This is a genomic window from Pseudomonas brassicacearum, assembly GCF_003732175.1.
Lineage (GTDB): Bacteria > Pseudomonadota > Gammaproteobacteria > Pseudomonadales > Pseudomonadaceae > Aquipseudomonas > Aquipseudomonas brassicacearum_G.
The window spans coordinates 156,937-181,155 of the sequence record NZ_MOBI01000028.1 but is presented as its reverse complement, the minus strand read 5'-3'; the positions used below and the strand labels follow the sequence as shown (position 1 = coordinate 181,155).

At 57.7% G+C, this 24,219-nt stretch carries 28 protein-coding genes; 18 read left to right on the top strand and 10 right to left on the bottom strand.

Annotated elements, in window-relative coordinates:
* Nucleotides 1–94: 94 nt before the first annotated feature.
* Nucleotides 95–304, bottom strand: a complete 210-nt coding sequence (locus BK658_RS25310) for a Cro/CI family transcriptional regulator (protein WP_123584679.1) — start codon at nt 302–304, stop codon at nt 95–97.
* A gap of 116 nt (nt 305–420) precedes the next feature.
* Between BK658_RS25310 and BK658_RS25305 the strand changes: the two genes are divergently transcribed.
* The 9 genes from BK658_RS25305 to BK658_RS25260 all read left to right on the top strand — a co-directional run bounded on the left by BK658_RS25305 (nt 421) and on the right by BK658_RS25260 (nt 5,179).
* Nucleotides 421–1,143, top strand: coding sequence for a helix-turn-helix domain-containing protein (locus BK658_RS25305; protein ID WP_259740134.1), 723 nt, complete (start codon nt 421–423; stop codon nt 1,141–1,143).
* A gap of 355 nt (nt 1,144–1,498) precedes the next feature.
* Nucleotides 1,499–2,065: a deoxynucleotide monophosphate kinase family protein gene (locus BK658_RS25295; RefSeq protein ID WP_123584677.1), complete on the top strand. Its 567-nt coding sequence runs from the start codon at nt 1,499–1,501 to the stop codon at nt 2,063–2,065.
* A gap of 10 nt (nt 2,066–2,075) precedes the next feature.
* Complete coding sequence (locus BK658_RS25290; RefSeq protein WP_123584676.1) at nt 2,076–2,348, top strand: hypothetical protein; 273 nt, start codon at nt 2,076–2,078, stop codon at nt 2,346–2,348.
* The gene (locus tag BK658_RS25285) at nt 2,345–2,728 is read left to right on the top strand and encodes a hypothetical protein (protein WP_123584675.1); all 384 of its coding nucleotides are present in this window, start codon (nt 2,345–2,347) and stop codon (nt 2,726–2,728) included. Before BK658_RS25290 ends, BK658_RS25285 begins: the two co-directional genes overlap by 4 nt.
* A complete protein-coding gene (locus tag BK658_RS25280; RefSeq protein WP_123584674.1) occupies nt 2,725–2,967 on the top strand; it encodes a pyocin activator PrtN family protein in 243 nt (80 codons plus the stop codon). Before BK658_RS25285 ends, BK658_RS25280 begins: the two co-directional genes overlap by 4 nt.
* A 58-nt stretch (nt 2,968–3,025) precedes the next feature.
* Nucleotides 3,026–3,370 (top strand): hypothetical protein, encoded by a 345-nt coding sequence (locus tag BK658_RS25275; protein WP_123584673.1) that lies wholly within the window; start codon nt 3,026–3,028, stop codon nt 3,368–3,370.
* Nucleotides 3,371–3,421: 51 nt separating this feature from the next.
* Nucleotides 3,422–4,243, top strand: coding sequence for a YfdQ family protein (locus BK658_RS25270; RefSeq protein ID WP_123584672.1), 822 nt, complete (start codon nt 3,422–3,424; stop codon nt 4,241–4,243).
* A gap of 77 nt (nt 4,244–4,320) precedes the next feature.
* Nucleotides 4,321–4,737 (top strand): hypothetical protein, encoded by a 417-nt coding sequence (locus tag BK658_RS25265; protein ID WP_123584671.1) that lies wholly within the window; start codon nt 4,321–4,323, stop codon nt 4,735–4,737.
* A gap of 166 nt (nt 4,738–4,903) precedes the next feature.
* The gene (locus tag BK658_RS25260; protein WP_123584670.1) at nt 4,904–5,179 is read left to right on the top strand and encodes a pyocin activator PrtN family protein; all 276 of its coding nucleotides are present in this window, start codon (nt 4,904–4,906) and stop codon (nt 5,177–5,179) included.
* Nucleotide 5,180: 1 nt separating this feature from the next.
* Here BK658_RS25260 and BK658_RS25255 read toward each other — a convergent pair whose 3' ends face one another.
* A complete protein-coding gene (locus tag BK658_RS25255; protein WP_185019898.1) occupies nt 5,181–6,305 on the bottom strand; it encodes a site-specific integrase in 1,125 nt (374 codons plus the stop codon).
* Nucleotides 6,306–6,407: 102 nt separating this feature from the next.
* On the opposite strand from BK658_RS25255, the gene dusA reads away from it, so the two are divergent.
* From dusA to tal, 4 genes are all read left to right on the top strand, one after another.
* Nucleotides 6,408–7,418 (top strand): tRNA dihydrouridine(20/20a) synthase DusA, encoded by a 1,011-nt coding sequence (dusA, locus tag BK658_RS25250; protein WP_123584668.1) that lies wholly within the window; start codon nt 6,408–6,410, stop codon nt 7,416–7,418.
* 212 nt (nt 7,419–7,630) lie between these two features.
* Nucleotides 7,631–9,367, top strand: coding sequence for a DEAD/DEAH box helicase (locus BK658_RS25245; RefSeq protein WP_123584667.1), 1,737 nt, complete (start codon nt 7,631–7,633; stop codon nt 9,365–9,367).
* Entirely contained in the window at nt 9,364–11,355 is a 1,992-nt protein-coding gene (locus BK658_RS25240; RefSeq protein ID WP_123584666.1) for a UvrD-helicase domain-containing protein, read from the top strand. The genes BK658_RS25245 and BK658_RS25240 overlap by 4 nt, the downstream gene beginning before the upstream one ends.
* A gap of 187 nt (nt 11,356–11,542) precedes the next feature.
* The gene (tal, locus tag BK658_RS25235; protein WP_123584665.1) at nt 11,543–12,469 is read left to right on the top strand and encodes a transaldolase; all 927 of its coding nucleotides are present in this window, start codon (nt 11,543–11,545) and stop codon (nt 12,467–12,469) included.
* 259 nt (nt 12,470–12,728) lie between these two features.
* Here tal and rssC read toward each other — a convergent pair whose 3' ends face one another.
* Together rssC and rssB are read right to left on the bottom strand one after the other, a co-directional pair.
* The gene (rssC, locus tag BK658_RS25230) at nt 12,729–13,211 is read right to left on the bottom strand and encodes an anti-sigma factor antagonist RssC (RefSeq protein WP_054593158.1); all 483 of its coding nucleotides are present in this window, start codon (nt 13,209–13,211) and stop codon (nt 12,729–12,731) included.
* The gene (rssB, locus tag BK658_RS25225) at nt 13,211–14,392 is read right to left on the bottom strand and encodes a two-component system response regulator RssB (protein WP_123584664.1); all 1,182 of its coding nucleotides are present in this window, start codon (nt 14,390–14,392) and stop codon (nt 13,211–13,213) included. Before rssB ends, rssC begins: the two co-directional genes overlap by 1 nt.
* Nucleotides 14,393–14,668: 276 nt before the next feature.
* Between rssB and BK658_RS25215 the strand changes: the two genes are divergently transcribed.
* Entirely contained in the window at nt 14,669–14,968 is a 300-nt protein-coding gene (locus BK658_RS25215) for a PilZ domain-containing protein (protein WP_123584663.1), read from the top strand.
* Nucleotides 14,969–15,031: 63 nt separating this feature from the next.
* Here BK658_RS25215 and BK658_RS25210 read toward each other — a convergent pair whose 3' ends face one another.
* A complete protein-coding gene (locus tag BK658_RS25210) occupies nt 15,032–15,721 on the bottom strand; it encodes an MlaA family lipoprotein (RefSeq protein WP_123584662.1) in 690 nt (229 codons plus the stop codon).
* A gap of 203 nt (nt 15,722–15,924) precedes the next feature.
* On the opposite strand from BK658_RS25210, the gene BK658_RS25205 reads away from it, so the two are divergent.
* Both BK658_RS25205 and BK658_RS25200 read left to right on the top strand, forming a co-directional pair.
* Nucleotides 15,925–16,545: an HAD superfamily inactivated hydrolase PcrP gene (locus tag BK658_RS25205; protein WP_123584661.1), complete on the top strand. Its 621-nt coding sequence runs from the start codon at nt 15,925–15,927 to the stop codon at nt 16,543–16,545.
* A gap of 123 nt (nt 16,546–16,668) precedes the next feature.
* Nucleotides 16,669–16,932 (top strand): DUF4404 family protein, encoded by a 264-nt coding sequence (locus tag BK658_RS25200; RefSeq protein WP_123584660.1) that lies wholly within the window; start codon nt 16,669–16,671, stop codon nt 16,930–16,932.
* A gap of 170 nt (nt 16,933–17,102) precedes the next feature.
* Here BK658_RS25200 and queF read toward each other — a convergent pair whose 3' ends face one another.
* Complete coding sequence (gene queF, locus BK658_RS25195; protein ID WP_123584659.1) at nt 17,103–17,933, bottom strand: NADPH-dependent 7-cyano-7-deazaguanine reductase QueF; 831 nt, start codon at nt 17,931–17,933, stop codon at nt 17,103–17,105.
* A gap of 61 nt (nt 17,934–17,994) precedes the next feature.
* A complete protein-coding gene (gene copI, locus BK658_RS25190) occupies nt 17,995–18,552 on the bottom strand; it encodes a copper-resistant cuproprotein CopI (protein ID WP_123584658.1) in 558 nt (185 codons plus the stop codon).
* A gap of 155 nt (nt 18,553–18,707) precedes the next feature.
* On the opposite strand from copI, the gene BK658_RS25185 reads away from it, so the two are divergent.
* Together BK658_RS25185 and BK658_RS25180 are read left to right on the top strand one after the other, a co-directional pair.
* Nucleotides 18,708–19,388, top strand: coding sequence for a heavy metal response regulator transcription factor (locus BK658_RS25185; RefSeq protein WP_123584657.1), 681 nt, complete (start codon nt 18,708–18,710; stop codon nt 19,386–19,388).
* Complete coding sequence (locus BK658_RS25180) at nt 19,388–20,749, top strand: heavy metal sensor histidine kinase (RefSeq protein ID WP_123584656.1); 1,362 nt, start codon at nt 19,388–19,390, stop codon at nt 20,747–20,749. The genes BK658_RS25185 and BK658_RS25180 overlap by 1 nt, the downstream gene beginning before the upstream one ends.
* A gap of 143 nt (nt 20,750–20,892) precedes the next feature.
* Here the strand turns inward: BK658_RS25180 and BK658_RS25175 are convergent, their stop codons facing one another.
* The 3 genes from BK658_RS25175 to BK658_RS25165 form a co-directional block, all read right to left on the bottom strand.
* Complete coding sequence (locus tag BK658_RS25175) at nt 20,893–22,137, bottom strand: lipoprotein-releasing ABC transporter permease subunit (protein WP_123584655.1); 1,245 nt, start codon at nt 22,135–22,137, stop codon at nt 20,893–20,895.
* 66 nt (nt 22,138–22,203) lie between these two features.
* Nucleotides 22,204–22,887 carry a lipoprotein-releasing ABC transporter ATP-binding protein LolD gene (gene lolD / locus BK658_RS25170; RefSeq protein WP_167368529.1) on the bottom strand — a complete coding sequence of 228 codons (684 nt, stop codon included), beginning with the start codon at nt 22,885–22,887 and terminating at the stop codon, nt 22,204–22,206.
* A gap of 7 nt (nt 22,888–22,894) precedes the next feature.
* Nucleotides 22,895–24,145 (bottom strand): lipoprotein-releasing ABC transporter permease subunit, encoded by a 1,251-nt coding sequence (locus tag BK658_RS25165; RefSeq protein ID WP_123584654.1) that lies wholly within the window; start codon nt 24,143–24,145, stop codon nt 22,895–22,897.
* Nucleotides 24,146–24,219 lie beyond the last annotated feature (74 nt).

Genomic DNA, 24,219 nt, shown 5'->3' with positions numbered 1-24,219 from the left:
CCTATCCTACGACCACGACCGATGTGCATGTGCTGTGTATCGTCGTAGCCGGGCTGGGGGATTCTTTGGTGAGAGGCCCCAGCTCGGCACCTTTTTATGCTGCTAGTGGTTTTCGGCGACTGCCAACCGGACGAATCTCAACAGCCCCGAGTCCCCCGTCAGCTTTACTGACCACTCGGATGTCTCGTCCAGAGAGAATCATTTGAGAGACGGCGCTTTGGGTCACGCCGATGACACCAGCCACTTCAAGCTGGCTCTTACCCTTCGCGAACTCACGCAAAGGCGTTCCATATTCAACCGTCATTCGCAATTCCTCGGAATGGATGCAGGGCAGAATATTAGTTCGACTCATAAAATCAAGCAAGAAAAAAACACTAACACTCTTTGTCGAATATAAGTGCTACTTCTAGAATCGACGACATGACGAATAAACCGACCTACATTGCTGAAGAAGCCTCACGGCTCAAAAGCATTTACAGAGCTAGAAAAGCGGAAGACCGAAGCCTGAATCAGGAGAAGGTCGCCGAGGCCTGTGGCTGGTCGGGCCAAAGCGCTGTCAGTCAATACATGACAGGCAAGATCCCCCTGAATCTCCCCGCGTTGTTAAGCCTAAGTCGTGCGTTACGTTTCGCCCCCGAGAGCGTCAGCCCTCGGCTGGCAGAAACGATGATGACGGCAAATAACGCTCCGATGATAAATAGCCCCGGTTTTGGGGACTGGCATCGGAACACCACGGATATGGGACCGGCGGGGAGGCTGTTGCCTGTGATCGGATATGTAAAAGCTGTAGCCTTTTTGAAGGCGGATGAAGGATTTCAAGCGGACGATGCTGAGGAATGGGTAGAAGCAGGCGGACCTGCTGGCCCACGCGCATTTATCCTGCGCGTTGAAGGAAGAAGCATGGAGCCCGATTTCAAGCCTGGCGATAAGGTAGTGATCGACCCAGATATGCCATGGAAGTCTGGCGACTTTGTTGTTGCTAAGCGGACAAGCGATAAGGCGGTCAGCCTTAAACAATTGAGCGAAGAAGGCGGCGAGGCGTACCTGTACGCCACTAATCCTGATTGGCCAGATCGGGTACTGAGGATCACCGAGGAATGGAAGGTTTACGGACGCGCCCGCCGAAAAATTGTAGACCTCTGACAAATATCACCTGAACCCCACCTGAACGGAGCCCGCAAATTGCGGGCTTTTTTGTGCTCGCGGATAAATAAAACAGTAAATATCAGTAACACTATTGACATAATAAACCACTAACACTAATTTTAGTCCCGTATCCCTCTCACCAAAGAGTACGAGACATGCAAACCCCACAGCACAGCAACACCCGCTGCCCGGTGTACCTGCACCTAGCAGCGATCACCAGCCCCACCGCAGTCGAAGCCATTCAACAGCGCACCGAACTGCTAGTCATCATCAATATCCGTCGTCCTGCTATCGCCCTTCCTCTCCGCCCTGTCGCAACTGACGACATCGGACCACGGGGAGGCGACGCAGCATGACGCCTCTTCTTATCGGCCTTGCGGGCCGCGCCCGATCCGGCAAAGACACCGCAGCCCAGCACCTGGTGAACCATCACGGGTTCCAGTCCTACGCCTTTGCCGATCCGCTGCGCGATGGCCTGATGCACATCCTCAACCTGAGCCCGTGTGACTTCGAAGGCGAACAGAAAGAACAGCCGCTCCCGTGGCTGGGCCGCTCCCCTCGCGAACTGATGCAGTCCCTGGGCACCGAGTGGGGCCGCAACAGCGTGCACCCTGAACTGTGGCTGCTACTGGCCGCGCAGAACCTCGATTTACTGGCACGCACCCACGACACCGCACGCGGCTTCGTCGTCAGCGACGTTCGGTTCAACAACGAAGCGGACTTCATCCGTAAGCGCGGCGGCGTAGTACTTCACATGGATCGCGTGGTGGCATCACCCGTAAAACCGCACAGCAGCGAAAACGGAATCCAGATTGCTCTTGGCGACTTGCGGCTGAAAAACGATGGCTCCTTCGATGAATTGTTCACGAATGTCAACGACATCGTGGACACGCTGCACGCCCGTGCAGCAGGCGCCTGAGGACAGCGCCATGAACCGCACCCTGGACGAAACCGCCGCAGTGCTCGGCCTCAAACCCCGGAAATTTCGTGAGCAACTGCGCGCGCTCCGCGTGCTGACGCAAAGCGGCGACCTGGCCAGCCATCACCGTGGCGGCGGCAATCTGTTTTCAGACCCTCGTAGCGTCCAGATCGGGACCACCAACCGTTACAAGCATTACGCCGTGGTGATGGTTACCGAGGCCGGCGTGCAATGGCTGGCCAAGAAGCTGGGCATCACCATCACGCACAAGGACGCCGCATGAAAACCAACTACTTCAATGCCTACACCCAAGCCCTCGGTGCCCTGAGACTGATCCCCATCTACCTGGACAGCCCAGGCGTGGTCAGCCGCGCCACTCTGCTCGGCGCCGCGAGCGAAGCGATTGACCTGCTGGACAGCATGCCTTGCCGCACAGTGGAACTGGCCGAGGTCTTTCGCTGTGTCAACAACGTAATTCAAGAAGGCCAAATAGCCTATGTCACTCCGACCAACTCGCCCGAGTATCCATTCGGCGCAGTTGTCGCTGATGCAAAAGGCAATGTCTGCGCCGCCGGAATGGGCAAAAACAAAGAAAGCCTCGCCGAACTGATCCGCCTCAAGTTGGTGCCCCCTGCGGAGGGGTTCGGGGAGGTCGCTGCATGAGCAATACCCTCGACCAGCTTCGCAAGCAGTTCGCCACACCCTGCCCGTCTCTGACGGCAGTGCGGGAACAGTACTTCTCGCACATCCGCACGGACCGCTACCTGCTGAGTGAGATCAAGGCTGGCCGCATTGCTTTGGTCGTGACACACCTGCACAGGTCAGTCCGGACTAAACCAGTGGTGTACCTGCACAACCTGGCCGCCTTCCTCGACGCCCAAGCGGCGCAGGAAGCAGCCTGATTCAACGGTGCCCCTGCCGTCCAGGGGCAGACAACATCCACTCAATGAGGCACAGCACATGAGCAAAGCTCGCCCCTTCATCGACACGTTACGGGACATTGAGGCCGGAGGCTTACTTGATGAACTCAGCGAAACCCAACACAGCCTCGTCGACGCCATCCGCCAGACCGGCAAGGGCGGTGAACTGACCATCAAGCTCACCTACAAGCCAGACGGCAGTGGCCAGATGACCATCAAGGCCGACGTCAAAGCGAAGGAACCGATCCTGTCCCGCGGCACATCGCTGTTCTTCCTAACCCCCGAGGGCAACTTGACCCGCCGCGACCCACGGCAACAGGACCTGCCGTTGCGCACAGTCAGCGAAGACCCGGTACCGGAAAAACTGCGCCACGTCAGCCCGTAACGCCTGCTTCGAAAACCTCTCACCACAGCATCATCCACTGGAGCACATCCAATGCAACAAGCCATTCAACAACTGGTCACCCTCGCACAGGCGATCGGCAAACCGATTGATCATCAAGGGCTGGCAGCACCCATTTCCTTGCTTCCTGACGGCGTGGGTGTCCACTCCCTTGAGCACCTGCTGCCGAACCCTACCCGCACGCGCCAGAAACTCACCGTGCTTGATGCCGAGTCCTTCATTGCATACGTGAACCGCTTCGCCGATGACGCGACCACAGTATTCTGCAACGGCCCTGAAGGCCGAACCTTCTTGGCAGTCATCGACTACCACCAGCCAGCCGCCCCTGCCTGGCGCGACCACGTGGCCACGTACCGCTGCCCGACCAGCATTGAGTGGGGCCGCTGGAAAGAGAACGACCGCAAGCGCATGGATCAAGCAACGTTCGCCGAGTTCATCGAAGAGAACGTCAGGGACATCACCCAGCGCGCAAACGAAGCAAACGACCCCAGCCCTGCCGATATGCTGGAAATCAGCCGCACCCTGGAAGCCAAGAAAAACATCACCTTCCGCCAAGGCACCCGCCTCGACAACGGCCAAGTTCAACTGACCTACAACGAAGAAATCGACGGACGTGCCGGCGAAGCAGGCCAACTGCGCATCCCTGAACAATTCTTCATCGCCGTGAAACCGTTCCTCGGTGGTGACGCTTTCTGCGTCCCTGCCCGCTTCCGCTACCGCATTCTGGAAGGCCGCCTGCAAATGTGGTTCGAACTGGTACGCCCGGACAAAGTGCTTGAAGAGGCCTACAACGCCGTTCGCCAGAAGATCCAGAGCGCAATCGGCGAAGTACCGCTGTACGAAGCCACCCTGTAACTAATCCCCAAGTAACACCCCGCCGCCAGCCTCTCACCAAAAATCCTGACGGCGGGCTTTACCGAGGTACACAGCACATGACAGCAATTCAGATTTGCGCACTGATCGTTCTGATCGTACTTGTTGGCCTTACCTATTGGGCAGGCTATCGCGGCGGCCTGAACGATGGCCGCATCGAAGGTATCGACGAAGGCAAGGCCATTCAGCAATCAGATAGCTCAGGGACGATCCAGGACCTTAAGCGATTGCTTGATCAGGCGCAGGACCACCATAAGCAACTGCACTCCCACTATGAGCACGCATTGACCGCCTCAAAACTAGGGGAACCAGAACGCCAGACTCTGCTGGCCATCGCCGAACAACTGAGAATTGCGGCAGAGACATTCAGCGCATTCCGCACAGGCAAAAAACTCGAACGCGATTCACTCGCCCTCCGCGATCAAGCGCTCGAAATGGCCGCCCTCCTGAAGCAAGTAGCACCGGAGGCCGCATGACAGTCCTTCGCCGAACAGTCCGAATACGCAGCGGGCAAATGCCGCCTCTCGATTTACAAACCATCTGCGACCAATGCAACAAATCGCGAGCACATGGTAACCACCGAAAATGCAGCAAGCAGCGCCAGGCCGACGGCATTGAGCGGCGTGCCAAGGAGATCAACCCATGAACACCGCCTTTATCTTGATGGCCCAATACAGCGGTCGGGCAATTATCCCTCTGGACCAGGTGTGCAAGGACTACTTCACACACCTGACCACCGAGATGTTTCAGCGCAAAGTCATGGCCGGCCAAATTAAAATCCCTATCACCCGCCTAGAGCCAAGCCAGAAAAGCGCCAAGGGCATCCACATCACTGACTTGGCAGCCTACCTAGACCTGCAACGCGCAGCAGCAGTGAAGGAATGCAATCAGCTCAACGGGTTCCGCCGAGCTAGTTAACTTACTGCTTGCCCCAGGCGCCCAGCTTCACAGGCGCCTGAATGATCCTCTCTAACCACGGCCATTCGGCATAGTGGTCACCTCGCCCGCGCAGATGGGTGTATCTACGCAATGAATTCCAATCCCGATGCCCGGAAACACTGGCCACTCGAGGGATATCCCAGTCCATCTCAAATAACCGACTCACGCCGTCGTGCCGCAGATCGTGGAAGTGCAGATCTTCAATCATCAGAAACTTGCACGCCTTTGCCCAGGCAGTGGCGATCGATGACGAGTTGTAGGGGAAGATCTCTGCACGCTCCTTTGGCATGCTCCTCAGAATGCGCCAAGCTTCATCCGGTAGGTGACACCAAACATCGTTGCCAATCTTCTGGCCTGGGTTCTTCATATCCCGCACCATCACCCGCTGACGCTCTTCATCGACGTCCTCCCAAAGCATTCGGCCGATCTCGTCTTGCCTACGCGTGGAGAACAACGCGAAGCCGGTTACTTTGAGCATGTTGATCGAACTAGGGCGACGTTGCTGAATACCTACAAAGTGCTCCAGCACCTTATCCAGCTCGTCCTTGGTCGGCCGCCGATCCCGCTCGCGGCTTTTCATGTTGTAACCTAGCTTTCTCAACACCTTTCGAGCATCTGCCATCGCGTGGATATCGACCTCATAACCCCAAGCTGGCCGTGCAATCGATAGGACAGCCCCAAGGTGCGCCAGATCGTTGCCGGCCGTCTGCGGCTGGACACCGCCGCCCTCTTTGCTCATACGCCATAGTGCAAAATCTACCAATCGCTGACTGTTGATGGCGGAATCAACGGTCTGGCCAAACTCCGTCGCCGCGATAGCATTTAGAGTGGCTTCCTTGGTTTTACCCAACGGCCGGACTTTCTCCATTTCATCCAGGTACTGCTTGATCATGTCCTGTACGGTGACGCCCTTGCGGTTCGCCCGCTCAATCGCACCCGGCTGATCTAGCTCTGCCTCACGTCGCCGCACCCACGCTTGTGCCGCCTGTTTCCGGGCGAAGGTCTGGCTCTCTTGGTAGACTTGCGCTCCATCGCGAAACAGGCGTATCTGTGCCGTGTAACTGACTGAGCCATCGGTGCGTTTTCGTGCTCTGATCGTTGCCATAGTCGACTGGTACAATTCCGAAAGTGATTGGTACATTGTACCAGCGCCATCGAAAAAACGCCTGAAAACGCCTAAAAACACGCTATAAATACGTTGAGCCAAATGGTACCAAACACCCACTCCAGCCCAGTAAACTCAAGCCCTGCGCTATCTCGGCGGTTTTCCGTTGCGCCTATGATGGACTGGACAGACCGCCATTGCCGTTTCTTCCTGCGCCTGCTCTCCAAGCACGCGCTCCTCTACACAGAAATGGTCACCACCGGCGCGCTGCTCAACGGCGATCACGAACGCTTCCTGCGTCACAACGAAGCCGAACACCCGCTGGCCTTGCAGCTGGGCGGTAGTGTCCCAGCCGATCTGGCCGCCTGCGCGCGCATGGCGCAGGAGCACGGTTACGACGAGGTAAACCTCAACGTCGGCTGTCCGAGTGATCGGGTGCAGAACAATATGATTGGTGCGTGCCTGATGGCGCATCCGGTGTTGGTGGCGGAGTGTGTGAAGGCGATGCGCGATGCGGTGTCGATTCCGGTGACGGTGAAGCATCGGATCGGGATCAATGGGCGGGACAGTTACGCTGAGCTGTGTGATTTCGTCGGGACGGTTCGGGATGCCGGCTGCACCAGTTTTACCGTGCATGCGCGGATCGCGATTCTGGAGGGGTTGTCGCCGAAGGAGAATCGGGACATTCCACCATTGCGCTATGACGTAGCGGTGCAGTTGAAGGCGGACTTTCCGGAGCTGGAGATTATTCTCAACGGCGGGATCAAGACGCTGGAGGCCTGTCACGAGCATTTGCAGACCTTTGACGGCGTGATGCTGGGCCGTGAGGCGTATCACAATCCTTATGTGATGGCTGAGGTCGATCAGCAACTATTCGGCAGCACGGCACCGGTGATTTCGCGGGCCGAGGCGTTGGCGCAATTGCGGCCTTATATCGCTGCGCACCTGGATGCGGGCGGTTCGATGCACCATATCACTCGGCATGTGTTGGGCTTGGGCACCGGGTTTCCGGGGGCGCGCAAGTTTCGGCAGTTGTTGTCGGTGGATATTCACAAGGCTAAAGAGCCTTTGGCGTTGCTAGATCAGGCGGCGGAGTTGCTGGAGGGGCGTTAGAGTTCAAGTGGGTCGATACTGTCGCGAAAAGGGGCGGACTTTCATTTCTACTCGAAGAAATCAAAGCAGCCCCTTTTTTCATGGCGAATTTTTGAAATACGGATAGCGGAAAAACTCACCATGATGGCAATCTGACGCTTTATCGCGCAATACTTACGCATCGTGCAACACTATTCCCTTATGTTATGGATGATTAAGGACGAGTTATCGCTATGCAAGGACCGCATCCGCTTATCCAGGAACTTCACACCTTTGTCGAAGCTGAACGCGACGCCAATGCGTTGCAACTTCAGCAAACATGGCTGCTCCCGCTGGAGCAAAAGCTGACGAAGGGCTTGACGCAAGGCTTCACTCGACTTGAAAAAGCCGGGGAAGCAACACAACTGTGGGCTTATCTCGACGAAGGTGATTCGCGGTTTCGTGAAGGCGACATGCTGCGTCTGCATTTGGGCCATGCGATCGGTGAAGTACTTTGCGCAAGAATGAAGTTCGAACGCGAAGAAGATGGCCGCTGGCTGCTGAGTCAAAAACTGGCGTCCACCATCTGGGATCAGTACCAGGATGGTGCTTGCTATGCCGACCCCGACGGTATGGATCTGACGCACTATTACGTGAAGGCACTGGAGGATATCGCCGCAAGCATCCAGGGCGATAACGTGATTGTTCCGTTGCTAGGCGACTCACCAGACATCACGTTCAACGAGGCCGACCTGGATCACGCTGAGAAGTTTGCTTTGGATGAAGGTTGTAATGAACGTCAGGCGCAGGCCGTTGGACTTGCGTTGGGAGCAGAACAAGTCGCCTGTATTCAGGGGCCTCCGGGAACTGGAAAGACCCGCGCGCTGGCGTTGATTGCGCAGCTTTTGGTGGCCCGGGGTGAGCGCGTATTCGTAACATCCCATACACATATGGCCATCAACAATGCACTCAGCAAAATTGCCGGGCGCAATGTGCCCACTGTCAAAGTTGGTGGCCGCCCCGAAGACCTCGACAAGGCAGTGGACTGGGTACAAGACCCCGCCAACTGGAAGCGTTGGCCCAAGGACGGTAGTGGTTATGTTATTGGGGCAACACCGTTTGCTACGTGCAGTCGCCTGGAAAACTACACGTTCGACACCGTAATCTTCGACGAGGCCAGCCAGATCACGCTGCCCTTGGCCTTGATGGCTATGCGCAAAGCCAAACGGTTTATCTTTATCGGTGACCAGAAACAATTGCCTCCGGTCATGTTGTCGCGATCCATTCTCTCGGGTGAATCAATGTCGATTTTCGGGCGATTGACCTCCCAGGATGCTGATCACACGGTCATGCTCGAAGACACTTACCGAATGAACCAATGGCTGACCGAGTGGCCAAGCAAGGCCTATTACGGCAATCGGTTACGTGCGGCTGGCAGCAATAAACTTCGACGTTTTCAACGCTCTGATCTGAATGGTCCACTGGCACAGGTGTTCGATCCAGAAGCTTGCGCAGTGTTCATTCCAACTGCTGACTCTGGCGCAAAAAACCGCAATTTCCGAGACGCCGAGCGAGTCGTGCAGTTGTGCCAGACCGCAAAGGCACTGGGCTTGCCGTTACATGAAATCGGCATTGTGTCGCCCTATCGGGCCCAAGGACGCGCAATCAGAAATCTACTGATCAAGTGCTTTGGTCGGGACGCGGCCAAGCTGGTGGTTGCCGATACGGTGGAGCGCATGCAAGGGCAAGAGCGTGAACTGATCATTCTCTCTATGGCCAGCGGAGACGAGGTGTTTATCGGCGCCGTAGCGGAGTTTTTCTTTCAGCCTGAACGTCTGAATGTCTCTATTACCCGCGCCATGACCAAACTCATCATCATCGGGCCAGAGCTGGCACAGGGTATCGTTTGCAGTAACGACACCACTCAACAGTGGGCGGAACAGTATCGCCATTTGATCAGCCAGTGTCGAAAAGTGGTATTTGACGTATGACGATATTTATCCCGGAGTGGAACCGCAGTACCGGTGCACATGTACAGATCAAGCGCCTATTCAGGAAGCTCGACGATGATTATGTGGTACGCAAATGCATTACTGATCAGCCCAAGTCTCCTGACTTTTTCCTGCAACAGGCCGAACATCGATGGCTGGCCCTGATGCTCTGTGAAATACCTTTTGAGGCACTGGACCCGGGCCAGCTGTTTGGGGCCAGCCAGCAACAGAATTTCATAAACCTGCTCTTGTCCCTAAACGCTATTGACGATTCCGAGCGCCTTGGCGAGCAAAACATGGGCAAACTGGTGGTGATGTGGAATTGCGATTCCGATCAGTCAAAATCGCTGTGGACGCATTATGGCGCTCAACGCGGGATACGTCTGATGTCGAAAAAAACCTTTTTGGAAAGTGGACTCGAGGTGCTGCCCAAACTGCTCACTCCACTTAGCCACGAAGCGAGTCAGAATGTGCTGGGGTATTACTTTCCGGAAGCTGAAATACCAGGCATCTGCACCACTCGACGGCATTTTGCTCGAGACAACTCAGTAAAAACCCCGCGCTATTTCCTGGATACGCAGCAAGAGTGGGCCAGTAAACTCGATTTGGAGTTACCTGAAGAACAAACGGAAACGACCAGCGACTTTTCGGTGCGCCTGGTAAACGGTGTCGCTGGCAGTGGCAAGACGCTGATTGCGGCGAATCGTGCACTGATTCTGGCGAAGCGGTTTCCAGGACAACAGGTGCTGATGCTGATCCACAATGTGCCCGTGGTTAAAGACCTCAAACATCGCCTGGAACGGGCCCATGGAAAGCTCCCCAACAACCTGACAATAGTTACTGCACTGGCATGGATACGCCAGCAGTGGGTGAATGTATTCGAACGCACCCCCCTGATGCCCAAGAGCAAAAATAAGGTACCAGGGCTCATTAAGCATTACCGCAAGGATTACCCAGAGCTCAAGCCCAGCGATGATCAACTGTTGGACGAGTTCGACTTTATTAATGAAAACCTGATTGAATCCGAGGACAGCTACCTCGCGGTCGAGCGTGCGGGTCAGGGTTTTGCTTTACGTAAAGAGGAACGGGTTCAGGTGTGGTCGTTATTTAATCGTGTTATCACCGGACTTGGAAAAGAGCAGCTTCGCTTGTGGAGTTCGCTGTCTCGCGACCTGTGCCTGAAAAACCAATGGGACAAACTCGACACATATCATCATATTCTGGTGGATGAAGCCCAATTCTTCGCCCCCACCTGGTTCCAGTTGATCAAGCGCACACTCGAGAAATCCGAAGGGAGCCTGTTTCTATGCGCAGACCCCAACCAGGGCTTTTTGAAGAGTCGATTGAGCTGGAAACGCGTGGGTCTGGATGTCGCCGGCAAAACCAAAAAGCTACGCAAGTCATATCGAACCACACAGGCAATTTTGCGAGCAGCCAATCAGGTATTGGCTGAATTCACACAGACAGACCCCGATGATTTCCTGCAACCGGACTTCGAAGGGATGGAAGCGGGTATCGCCCCGTTACTGGTGCCCTCCCCGTCACCGCAAGACTCGATCGAACAAGCCTGCAATGAAATAGCCGCGCATTTGGACTCTCATGCGATTGCGTTATCCAACATGCTCGTCATTCACGGTCAAAGCATCGACAAGAAGCTGCTGATGGGTGCGTTGCAGGAGCGGTTTGGCGCACCTAAAGTCTGGGATTTGAACGGTAAAGACGCCGCGCGGGATCTTCTCGACAATTTGCGTGTTTCCAGCGTCGACACTGCAACTGGACTGGAAGCCAGCGTGGTGTTTCTGCTGGGGTTTGAGAAGCTGCTCAGAGATACCGTACAGACTGAGTCGATTTCCGCCGACGATCTTGAACAGAACGCACGCAAACTTTATATGGCCATGACGCGTGCCGGGCAACGGCTGGTTCTGATCTCATCAACCCCTTTACCGACGCGCATTGCGCAGCTATTCGTGGTCGCCAACTGCAAATGACTCACGCTGGCCGTCAGGTTGTTTGAACCTGTAAGCCATTTCAGCATCGTATTTAATGGATAGCGCCGGGCCTTTCAAACGCCTGTTCTCAGGTTGTTGCCGCCCAGGCCGTTGTTACGCATTTGCGCCCTTGAGTGGCTGTCAGCGCTCGGGTAATGTCAACAGACCCACAGGATAGAGCACGCTCATGACTTCCAAGCTGGAACAACTCAAACAAATCACCACCGTGGTGGCCGATACCGGCGACTTCGAGGCAATCGCTCGCGTTAAACCGGTGGATGCCACCACCAACCCTTCCCTGCTGCTTAAAGCGGCGGCCATTCCTGCCTACGCCGATTTGCTGAACGCCTGTGTCAGCGACTGCAAAGGCGACGTCGGCCTGGCCAGCGACCGTTTTGGGGTCGCGGTCGGTCAAGAGATTCTGAAAGTGATTCCGGGGCGTATTTCCACTGAAGTGGATGCGCGCCTGTCGTTCGACACTGACGCCGTATTGAAGCGCGCGCACCGTCTGATCGAGCTGTACGAAAAGGCCGGCATTGGCCGCGACCGTGTGCTGATCAAGATCGCGTCCACCTGGGAAGGCATCCGCGCTGCCGAGAAGCTGGAACGCGAAGGTATTCAGACCAACCTGACGCTGCTGTTTTCCTTCGCCCAGGCGGTTGCCTGTGCCGAGGCCGGGGTGTTCCTGATTTCGCCGTTCGTAGGCCGCATCTACGACTGGTACAAGAAGGCCAACGGCAACGACTACACCGGTGCCGATGATCCGGGCGTGCAGTCGGTGACGCGCATCTACAACTATTACAAGGCCAATGACTACAAGACTGTGGTCATGGGTGCGAGCTTCCGTAATCTGAATCAGATTGAGCAACTGGCCGGCTGTGATCGCCTGACCATCAGCCCGGACCTGATCGAGAAACTGGCGGCCGACACCGGCAAGCTGGAACGCAAACTGGCGCCAGGCCACGCTGGCGAAGCCCGTCAGAGCCTGACCGAAGCGCAGTTCCGCTGGGCGTCGAACGAGGACGCCATGGCGACCGAGAAACTGGCTGAAGGTATTCGTCAGTTCGCTCGCGACCAGGAAAAGCTTGAGGCGCTGCTGCAAGCCAAGCTGTGATTTGATCTGATTTGATCTGATCCAGGCAAGCGCAAAAAGGGCGAACCTTCACAGGTTCGCCCTTTTTTATGCGGTTTGGCCGCGGGAATTGTATGAGCTTCGCGCCAGAGCAACGGGTGGCAGGCCTGGCCCCATCGCGAGCAAGCTCGCTCCCACAGGGGATTTGTGGCGTGACCGAGGTAGCGTGATCGACACAAAACTAGTGTGGGAGCGAGCCTGCTCGCGATGGGGCCGGTGAAGAAGGCGCAGATTCAGCGGATCAGTGACGCTCCAGGGCGTTCACCAAGTCATGGAATGCTTCGCGGTTGGAGTCGTTCAGGCCCATGAGGATCTTGTGCGCTTCCAGCACCTTGATCCGCACCACTTCTTCGGACTGATCCTGGTCAGGCAGATCGGTCAGGCATTCCGGGCACGGAATCGGGCGGTCAACGATGTTGAACACCTGCTCGAAGCCCATGGACTCCAGCAACCGCGTGATGTCTTCGTGGGTGGTGACGACGGTCGGCAGCAGGCCGACCTTTTGCCGCGACATGATCGACAGCTTGGCCAACAGGCCCAGCGTGGTGCTGTCGATGCTGCGGGTTTCGGTCAGATCAATCACGATCGCGTTGAAATTCAACGCGCTGAAGATCCGCTCAATAGTCGCATCCAACGCCGAACACAGGGTCAGGCGAACTTCACCGACGAACTTCAGGACGAAGGTGCCGTCCTGCTCGGCGAACTGGATTCTACCGGTACTCATTAAAGATTCCTGCTCAACACCAACAGGGCGATATCATCCGGCATCTCCCCTAGCGTGGCCAATCCAAAAACCTGCCGCAAGCCATCCAGGCTGCCGCCCGCCGTTCTTACCCGTTCAGGTAAGGCAGCCTCTTTCTCTTTGAGTGTAGGTTCTGGCAAAAGGTCCAGAATGCCATCGGACATCAGCGTCAGGCTGAATACCGGCGGCAGCTCGATAACGTGGTCTTCGTAGGTGGCTTCATTGAACAAGCCCACCGGCAAGCCGCGCCCTTCGAGATAACTCACACTGTCTGGCGTGTACAACACTGGCAACGGCAGGTGTCCGCCGATGCTATAGGTCAACAAACCCGTCTCCTCGTCGATGACTCCACCGACCATCGTGACATGTTTGCCCAGCTTACAGCTGATCAGCCCTCGGTTGATATGACCAAGGACCTCTGAAGGGGTGAATTCCGGCAATGTGCCGTTGCGCTTGGATTCGAACAGCAAGCGCGTGGTCATGAATTTCAGCAGCACGGTCACGAATGCCGATGAAGCGCCATGGCCTGAAACGTCCGCCAGGTAGAACGCCACCCGGCGCTCGTCGACCCGAAAGTAGTCAACGAAGTCGCCCGACAGGTACAGAGACGGGATGATCTGGTGCGCGAACTTAAACTCGTCGATCGTCCAGGGACTGACCGGCAGCATGTTCATCTGCACCTGACGTCCGGCGTTCTGGTCTTCCTGCAACAGGTTCAGGCTGGCTTCGAGTTCGCGGTTGGCGGTTTCGAGTTTTACCCGATAGCGCTGGTTTTCCAGCAGCAGACGCGCACGATCCAGGGCCCGGCGCACGGAGTGCTCGAGCACGGCCAGATCTTCCAGCGGTTTGATCAGGTAGTCCGCGGCGCCCAGGCGCAAGGCCTCGACGGCGTCGTTCATCACGCCGGCACCCGACACCACGATCACCGGCGTTTGCGGTGAAAGGTCAGTGATTTGACGAATGAGTTCGAGCCCGCCCATCTGCGGCATGCGCAGATCGCAGATCACCAGGTCGGGTTGGCTTTTCTTGAATACCTGAAGCCCCTGCTGGCCATTACTGGCCTGAAGGACGCTGAACCCACTGTCTTCCAAATAGGCCGCGAGACTCGCGCGTACTACTTCGTCGTCATCGATTATCAGCAGCGTGGCACTGGTTTTTTGCATGTGGGCAAACGGCGCCAGAATTAGGTTGGCGTAGCTGGCAGGGCATTCGGCCCGGCACACACTACTGGATTCGCTTTCTAGCCTCTCTGTCGCACCGCTTTCGAGCATTTGCCCTACAAGCGTGTTCATCAGAGGTGCCCTTCTAAGGCGCAGACGGTACTCCCATCCGCGAGGCGTTTCAAGCTCACGCCGATGGTCATCAGGCGTCTTTACATCGCAAATCACCGGGAGTTATAAGAACAGTCAAAACCGCAACACAATGGAAGGATCGAGCCCATGAGCCAAAGCGATCGTGACTACAGTGAAAAGCGCGACTACATCCGCATGCGGGTCGATGCGGATGTCACATTGATTCACGCTGGCGATTTGATTCCAGCCGTCTGTATCGACCTTTCCAGCAGCGGTATGCAGGTTCGGGCTGCCCGTTCGTTCCAGGTGGGCGACAAGCTGAACGTACGCATCGATTCCGAGCACGCGGCGCTCAAGGGCCTGGAAGCCGAGACCGAAGTGGTCTGGGTGACTCAACAGGACGCTGGCGGTCAGAAACTTGGGCTTACAATCCTGAAAATAAATTGAGCACGAACTCAAACAAAGAAGGCGGCCAAATGGCCGCCTTCTTGTTGTTGCGCGGGTGACGATTTAAAAATCGTCTTCCACCTTGCCGTCTTTGACCTTGAATTCGCGGTTCTGCAGGTAAGCGTTGCGAATGAAGATGTATTTGTCGCCGGTGATCAGCTTCTCGCTCGACAACAGGCTGGCACGGGTGTCGATCACGCTCATACCAAGCGCCATGTTGCGCGCCGGAATGTCGTTCATGTAGCGGTAGGGTTTGGCGTAGCTATCGACGTATATGGACGGCGCATCACGCACCGTGCTCGGGCCGAAGAACGGCAGCATCACGTAAGGACCGCTAGGCACGCCCCAATGGCCAAGGGTCTGGCCAAAGTCTTCGTCGTTGCGTTGCAGGCCCATTTTGGTGCCCACATCGAAGAACCCGGCCAGGCCGATGGTGGTGTTCATCAGCACGCGAGCCGTATCGACGCCAGCGGCGCGCGGCTTGGCCTGCAAGATGTCGTTGGCCAGGTTGCCGACGTCACCGATGTTGCGGAACATGTTGTGAATGCCGTCCGAGAGAAACGTCGGCGTAATGAACTGATAGCCCTGCGCAATCGGCTTCAAGGCATAGGTGTCCAGTACATCGTTGAACTTGTAGATCGGACGGTTAATGCTTTCCCAAGGGTCATCTTCCGACGCCGCCTGGGCAGCGAACGGAACCAGCAACACACTGGCACACATACATAGTCGAACTAGACAATTGCTCCAGCGCATAGCAAAAAACTCCTTGGACCGTACTGGCGCGGGCCTCAATACCCGGGCGATAAGCGCGCTAGTATAAGACGGATAAGTATTTTTAGGCAGCCACCCAGGAAACACCCTACGGCGAACCGGCCTTGGTGCGGCCGATTCATCCTGATGTCACTCAACTGTCATGGGGCCTCCCTAATCTCTGAGATTATTTCAGGGACGTTGAAATGCCCCATGCTCAAGCCCTTCCCCACAGCATTCCCAACCCGACCGCCGTGCTCTTCGGCCTCAGCGGCTGCCTGGTGGATTTCGGCGCCCGCAGCCGCCAGAACAATAACGACATCGCTGAACGAGCGCACCTGACACCGGGCGCCCTGGAAGCGCTGAACCGTCTGCAACTTCAAGGTATTCCGTGTGCCTGGCTCGACGAGTTACCGCACGCGCAAAGTCTCGCGCTGGCCACTTCTCTGCCAGACTGGATCACCGCCAGCCCGCACACGCTGAACATGGGGCAATGGCCGTCCCCCGATGCGTGCTGGCAAGCATTGATGGCGCTGAACATTGATCGCCTGGACGGTTGCGTGCTGGTCAGCGGCGAACCGCGCTTGCTGCAATCAGGTCTCAACGCCGGGCTCTGGACCATCGGCCTGGCGTCCTGCGGCTCGCTCTGCGGGATGACGCCCATTGAGTGGCAAGCCTTGAGTCAGCAGGAACGCGAACTCAAACGCGGTAAGGCGACCGTGCAATTGTTCGGCCTTGGCGTGCACTCGGTGATCGATCATCTGGGTGAACTCGACACCTGCCTATCAGACATCGGCCTACGCCGACGCAAGGGTGAAAAGCCTTGATCGGCCGTTCTTGATCAAGATCATGCACTTCGCTCGCCAGTGGATTAATCTAAAGGCCAGATGCAGACCTTTGGCCCATCGCTGCGGTCTATGCCAGTGCCTATCGATAAAAGGAAGAACGCCATGCCTGCCCGCGAACTGCAAGAACAGCTCAACGCCCTGCGCGAGCAACTGGAGCAGAACCCGCCGCTCTCCGAAGCCGAGCGCGATGATCTGCATAAGTTGATGGAGCAGATTGAGGCTGAGATAAAACTGGAAACTGCGACTCAGGACACGAGCCTGGCCGACGGTGTGAACCTGGCCGTAGAGCGCTTTGAAGTGGAACACCCAGCGTTGGCCGCGACCTTGCGCAACATCGTGCAGACCCTGGGCAACATCGGGATCTGACCCCCTCGAATGCAAAAAAGCCCCGCTAGCGATAGCGGGGCTTTTTAGTTTTTGGCAGTTGAGTGATTGGCTGGCGGGTAGATTGCCAAGATCGCAGCCTTCGGCAGCTCCTACGCAAGACGCATTTTCCCGTAGGAGCTGCCGAAGGCTGCGATCTTTTGATCTTCTTCTTACTGACGGACCAAACGGTGGTTCGGCAATTGCACTTCTTCAGTGCTGCGATACGGGTTGATGTCCAGCCCGCCGCGACGCACATAACGCGCATACACGGTCAGTTTTTCCGGTTTCAGCAAGCGTTGCAGGTCGAGGAAGATCCGTTCTACGCACTGCTCGTGGAAGTCCGAATGCTGGCGGAAGCTCACCAGATAGGCCAGCAGACTCGCGTGATCCAGCGCAGCGCCACGGTACTCGACCGCGACACTGCCCCAGTCCGGCTGGCTGGTGACCGGGCAATTGGATTTGAGCAGATGGCTGTGCACGCTCTCTTCAAGGATGCGCGAATCGTCACAACGCAGCAGTTCCGGGCGCGGATGCTCATAGTTGCTGACGCTGATATCCAGATCATCGATGCACACGCCCGGCAGCGCTACAACGCCTTCAGCCTCGACCTCGCTCAAACTGCGAATACGCACGCCCACCGGCTTGCCCGCAGCAGCCGACAAATCGCTCACCAGCGTGGCTTCAAGGCTTTGGGTATCGGCGAACGGCGTCTGGTTCAGCGAGTTCAGGTACAACTTGAACGATTTGGACTCGATGATGTTCGGCGAGTCCGCCGGGATGCTGAATTCACCGATGGCCACCACCGGCTTACCCGATGGCAACAGCCAGGACAGTTCGAAGCAGTTCCAGAAATCCACGCCCTTGTACGGCAGGGTTTCCGCCGTCAGGCCCAGCTCGGCCCATTTCGCGGTGCGCGGGATCGGGAACAGCAAGGACGGCGTGTACGTGGCGATGTATTCGCTGGATTTGCCCAGCGGCGAATGTTCGGCTGCGGGATGCATGGCGGAAACCTGACTGAATAATCAGCGGATTCTATCAGCCTTTGCTCCCGCCTTTGAGTGCTTACTGACTGACAGTCAATTTGCCGACCATGCCCGCCTGATAGTGGCCGGGGATGTTGCAGGCGAATTCCAGGTTGCCGGCCTTCTTGAAGGTCCAGGTCAACTCGGCGGTTTTGCCCGGTTCAATCAGCACGCTGTTCGGATCATCGTGCTTCATGCTTGCGCCGTGATCCATACCTGGCATCGAGTTGTGATCCATGCCCGCCATCGAGCCGTGATCCATGGAAGCGCTTTTCATCGTGGTCGGGGTGAGCATGCCGCTCTGCTGCATTTTCAGCATTTCCTGTTGATGCGCAGCATGCATCGCCGCATCGCCCAGGTTGAACTCGTGCAGTAACTGACCTTTATTGATCAGCACAAAACGCACCGTCTCACCGGCTTTGATGTCCAGCGTCTTAGGCGTGAACGACATATCGCTCATCACGATTTCGACGCTGCGCGTAGCCTTCGCCGCCGGGGCCGGTGTGCCGAAGTCGTAGGTCTGTGCCGGCGACGCCCACACAGGAAAGCTCAACGCCAACAAACAGCCTGCCAATACCAATCGATGACGCAAAAACATGATCACACTCCAACAAGATAAGGTTCAGCCTGTGGGAAACTCTACCGTTGTGCCGCTGCCAGCCAGCTGACGGCCAGATTACAACTTTGTAAGGTTGCGCTGCATGAGCGCCTGCCACGGTATAACGCACCTGTTCCATTGACCTCGAGCTGCCCATGAAATTGCTGATCGTCGAAGACCAACCGAAAACCGGCCATTACTTGCGCCAAGGCCTGACCGAGGCCGGTTTCAACGTCGAACTGGTGGCCGACGGCAACACCGGCCAACATCTGGCGCTGACCGGCGATTACGCCTTGCTGATTCTCGACGTGATGCTCCCCGGCCGTGACGGCTGGCAGATTCTGCAAGCGGTACGTAACGCCGGCCTGGACATCCCGGTGCTGTTTCTCACCGCCCGCGATGCCGTGGAAGATCGGGTTCATGGCCTGGAACTGGGCGCCGACGATTACCTGGTCAAGCCTTTCGCCTTTTCCGAATTGCTGGCCCGCGTGCGCAGCCTGTTACGTCGCGGCAGCGCGACGCCGCAGGAAACCAGTCTGCAACTGGCCGACTTGCGGCTGGACCTGATTCGCCGCCGGGTCGAGCGCAGCGGCCAGCGCATCGACCTGACCGCGAAGGAATTCGCCCTGCTGGAACTGCTCTTGCGCCGCCAGGGCGAAGTGCTGCCCAAATCGCTGATCGCTTCTCAGGTCTGGGACATGAATTTCGACAGTGACACCAATGTCATTGAAGTAGCGATCCGCCGGCTACGCCTGAAAATCGACGACGACTTCCCGAACAAGTTGATTCATACCGTACGCGGCATGGGTTATGTGCTTGAAGAGCGTCCCGCCTGATGCGCCGTCTATCCCTGAGCGGTCGTCTGGCCTTGCTGTTTGCCGCCTGCACGGCGGTGGTTTCGTTGTTTGCCGGCGTACTATTCAGCCGCGCCAGCGAGACGCACTTCATTGAACTCGACCAGCAATTGCTCGACGGCAAGCTGATCGCCCTACGCAGTGTCTTGGCCGGCGCCGACGACCCGCGGTTGTTCGGCGAACGAAAAGCCCGATTGCAGGATGAAATGAGCCATCAGCCGGACCTGGCATTGCGGGTGCGTGGCGCCAATGGTCGCGTATGGTTTGACAGTGCAGCGAACCTCCCCGACGACTTGCCAAGCCAGTCCGGCATTCACCGCCTGCAAAATGCCGGCACGGCGTATCGGGTCTACAGCGCCGCACTGGAGCCGGGCAAGGCCGATTCCGCGCAGCTGATTCTGATGCTCGACATCACTCACCATCAGCACTTTTTACAGCGCATGCAGCATTTGATCTGGCTGACCGTCGGCCTGTCGGCGCTGGCCACCGCGCTGCTCGGTGCGTGGGCGGCGCGCAGTGGTTTGCGGCCGTTGCGGCGCATGAGTGAAGTGGCCGCCGGGGTGTCCGCCAGCTCGCTGACCCAGCGCCTGCCCGAAGATCAAATGCCCACCGAGCTTGCCGAGCTGGCCCACACTTTTAATGCCATGCTTGGCCGTCTCGACGACTCGTTCCAGCGGCTTTCAGCCTTCTCTGCCGACATTGCCCACGAGCTGCGCACGCCTTTGTCGAACCTGCTGACCCACACTCAGGTCACCCTCACCCGCCCGCGCGACCTGGAAGATTACCGCGAGGCGCTGCACAGCAACCTCGAAGAGCTGCAATGGATGGCGCAACTGGTCAACGACATGCTGTATCTGGCCAAGGCCGATCACGGCTTGCTGACGCCAAAACGCGAACCGCTGCAACTGGCCGAGGAAGTGGATCTGTTGCTGGAGTTTTTCGCACCGCTGGCCGAGGACGCACGGGTCAAGCTGACCCGTCTCGGCGACGCCAGCCTCAATGGCGATCGCAGCATGTTGCGCCGCGCCCTCTCCAATCTGCTGGACAACGCGCTGCGCTTCACCCCGCCAAACGGTGAGGTTCAGGTGCGGATTGTCGATGAGCCAAAGGGCTTGAGCCTGAGTGTTGAAAACAGCGGCGAGGGGATTTCTGAAGAGGTGTTGCCGCGATTGTTTGACCGGTTCTACCGCGCAGACCCGGCGCGCCATGAAGGCAGTAGCGAGCATGCAGGGTTGGGGTTGGCGATTACTCAGTCGATCATCCGCGCCCATGGCGGGACGATTCATTGCGAATCAGGCCAGGGGTGGACGCGGTTTTTGATGGAGTTGCCGAAGGGAGTCTGAGGCCAGCCGGAACCTGATCGTTCCCACGCTCTGCGTGGGAATGCAGCCCGTGACGCTCCGCGTCACATCCAGAGCCGAACGCAGAGCGTCCCTAGAGGCGTTCCCACGCGGAGCGTGGGAACGATCAGATGCGGTGTCTGGACTTACGAATAGCGCAACGCGGTTGCCGGTTCGATCTTCGCGGCGCGCCAGGCCGGGTATACCGTGGCCAGGAAGCTCATGATGAAGCCCGCCGAGCAGATCAGCAGCACGTCACCGCCCTGCAATTCCGACGGCAAGTTGCTGACGAAGTACACGTCGGAACTGAAGATATGCTGGCCAGTCACGCGCTCCAGCCAACCCACCATCTCACTCACGTTCAACGCTGCGATCACCCCGAGGACGCCGCCAATCAGCGTGCCGACGACACCGATCACCGTACCCTGAACCATGAAGATTGCCATGATCTGCCGAGGCGTGGCGCCGATGGTCCGCAGGATCGCGATGTCCGCGCCCTTGTCGTTCACCACCATGATCAAGGTGGCGATAATGTTGAACGCAGCGACCGCCACGATCATCAGCAGCAACAGGCCGATCATGGTTTTTTCCATTTTCATGGCGCTGAACAGACTGCCTTGGGTGTGAGTCCAGTCATCGGCCTTGAAGTCGACGCCCAGCCCGCCTGCAATGTCTGACGAGACCTTGGGTGCGGCGTACAGGTCTTTCACCGCCAGGCGCACGCTTTGCACCTGATTCGGTTCCCAATGCTGCATTTGCGCCGCATCGGCAACGTGGATCAGCGCCATCGAGCCGTCGAGTTCCGCACCGACCTTGAACACGCCAACCACGTTCAGCCGCTGCATGCGCGGCGTGATGCCACCCGGTGCGGTGCTGACTTCCGGCACGATCAGGGTGATTTTGTCGCCGACGTTCAAGCGGAAGCGACGTGCGGTGATTTCACCGACCACCACCCCGAACTCGCCCGGCTTCAGGTCTTCCAGACGACCCTGCACGATGTGCTGGGCAACGATGGAGACTTTGCCTTCCTGTGCCGGATCAACGCCGCTGATCTGGATCGGCTGCATCGAGCCCTTGTAGGACAGCATGCCTTCCATCTCGGTGAACGGCACGGCGGCGGTCACTTCAGGGTTCTTCATCGCGGCGGCCGCGACAGGCTGCCAATCATCGATCGGCTTGACGCCAACGATGGTCGCGTGGGGCACCATGCCGAGGATGCGCGAGCTCATTTCGCGCTGGAAGCCGTTCATCACCGACAACACCACGATCATCGCCAGAACGCCCAGGGCGAGGCCGATCATCGAGGTCATCGAGATAAACGAAACAAAGCGATTGCGGCGCTTGGCGCGGGTATAGCGCGTGCCGATAAAGATCGATAACGGTCTGAACATTCGCTGGGGCACCGTATAAAAATAAAAGACCCGACACGCTTTTCAGTCGTGCCGGGTTTCGGCCAATCAGATGGGCGTCAGGCGACCTTCCTGCAGGTGCAGGACGCGATCCATCTGGCGAGCCAGGTTCATGTCGTGGGTCACCACCAGGAACGCGGTGCGCATCGAGGTGCTGAGTTCCAGCATCAAGTCCTGAATGCCCTGGGCGGTATGGGAGTCGAGGTTACCGGTCGGCTCATCGAGCATCACCAGCCCTGGCTTGTTCACCAGCGCACGGGCGATGGCCACGCGCTGACGTTCACCACCGGACAGTTCGGCCGGTTTGTGCTCCAGACGATGGCCCAGCCCTACCCGCTCCAGCAAGGCCGTGGCGCGCTGACGGGCCTCCGGGATCGCGGTGCGGCCAATCAACAGCGGCATGCAGACGTTTTCCAGCGCGGTGAACTCGGGCAGCAGGTGGTGGAACTGGTAAACAAAGCCCAGCGAGCGGTTACGCAGCAGGCCACGGGCCTTTTCGTTGAGCGCCGACAGCTCTTCACCGGCCAGCCAGACACTGCCTTTGGTCGGCGTATCAAGGCCGCCGAGCAGGTTGAGCAAGGTACTTTTACCGGAACCGGAGGTGCCGACAATTGCCACGCGCTCACCCGGGTGCAACTCCAGTTGCAAACCGGACAACACCACCACCGACTCCGGGCCTTCCTCGTAGGATTTACCCAGATCGCGGCAACTCAAGACTGCTTTCGTACTCATACCCAAATCACTCATAACGTAGCGCCTCCGCAGGCTGGGTGCGCGCAGCACGCCAGGCTGGATACAGGGTGGCGAGGAAACTCAGGACCAACGCCGCGCCGCAGACCATCAACACGTCTTCAGCCATCAGTTGCGACGGCAGGTAGTCGATGAAGTACACGTCGGCGTTAAGGAATTTGTGCCCGATCAGGCCTTCGAGGACGGAAATCGCGGCGCTGACATTCAGTGCGGCAAACATCCCGACCACGGCACCGATTGCCGTGCCGACCACACCGATCACCGTGCCCTGGACCATGAAGATCGCCATGATCTGGCCCGGCGTGGAACCGAGGGTCCGCAGGATCGCGATGTCGCCCTTCTTGTCGTTCACCACCATCACCAGCGTCGAAATGATGTTGAACGCGGCCACCGCAACGATCAGCAGCAACAGCAGGCCGATCATGGCTTTTTCCATGCGGATCGCCTGATACAGGTTGCCGTGGGTGCGGGTCCAGTCACGGGCGTAGTAATGGTCTCCGTCCAGGTTCTGGGCGATGTTCCATGCGGTGCGAGGCGCCTGGAACAAGTCATCGAACTTCAGCCGCAAGCCCTGGACCTGATCCGGCTTCCAGCGATGCAGGCGCGCCAGGTCATCCAGATTGGTCAGCCCCAGGTAGCCGTCCAGCTCACCGGCGCCGACATGGAAAATGCCGACCACGGTAAAGCGCTTCATCCGCGGGAACATCCCGGCCGGGGTCACGGTGACCTCCGGGGCGACGAAGGTCAGCTTGTCGCCGAGACCCACGCCGAGTTTGGTCGCGGCCTTGTCGCCGATCACGATGCCGAAGCTGCCCGGCGACAAGTCGTCGAGTTTGCCCTGCGTCATGAAGTTGTCGATGATCGAGACTTTGCGCTCCTGATCCGGGTCGACGGCATTGAGCAGGACTTTCTGCACCTGGCCGTTGTTGGTCAGCAAACCCTGCATCTGGGTGAACGGCGCAACCGCCACCACCTGCGGGTTCTGCTGGACCTTGGCGGCCAGGCTTTGCCAGTCGCTGATGGGCTCACCGGACTCGATGGTCGCGTGGGGCACCATGCCCAGCACGCGGGTGCGCATCTCATGATCGAAGCCGTTCATGACCGACAGCACCACAATCATCACGACCACGCCGAGGGCGAGTCCGATCATCGAAGTCAGGGAAATAAACGACACAAAATGATTGCGACGCTTTGCACGGGTATAACGCGTGCCGATAAATACGAAGAGAGGTCTGAACATGTCGGGGCTTGTTCGGAGGGAAAAGGAACGTCCTTGTGGCGGGGGTCGATAACCAGCTTTACACTCAGACCACC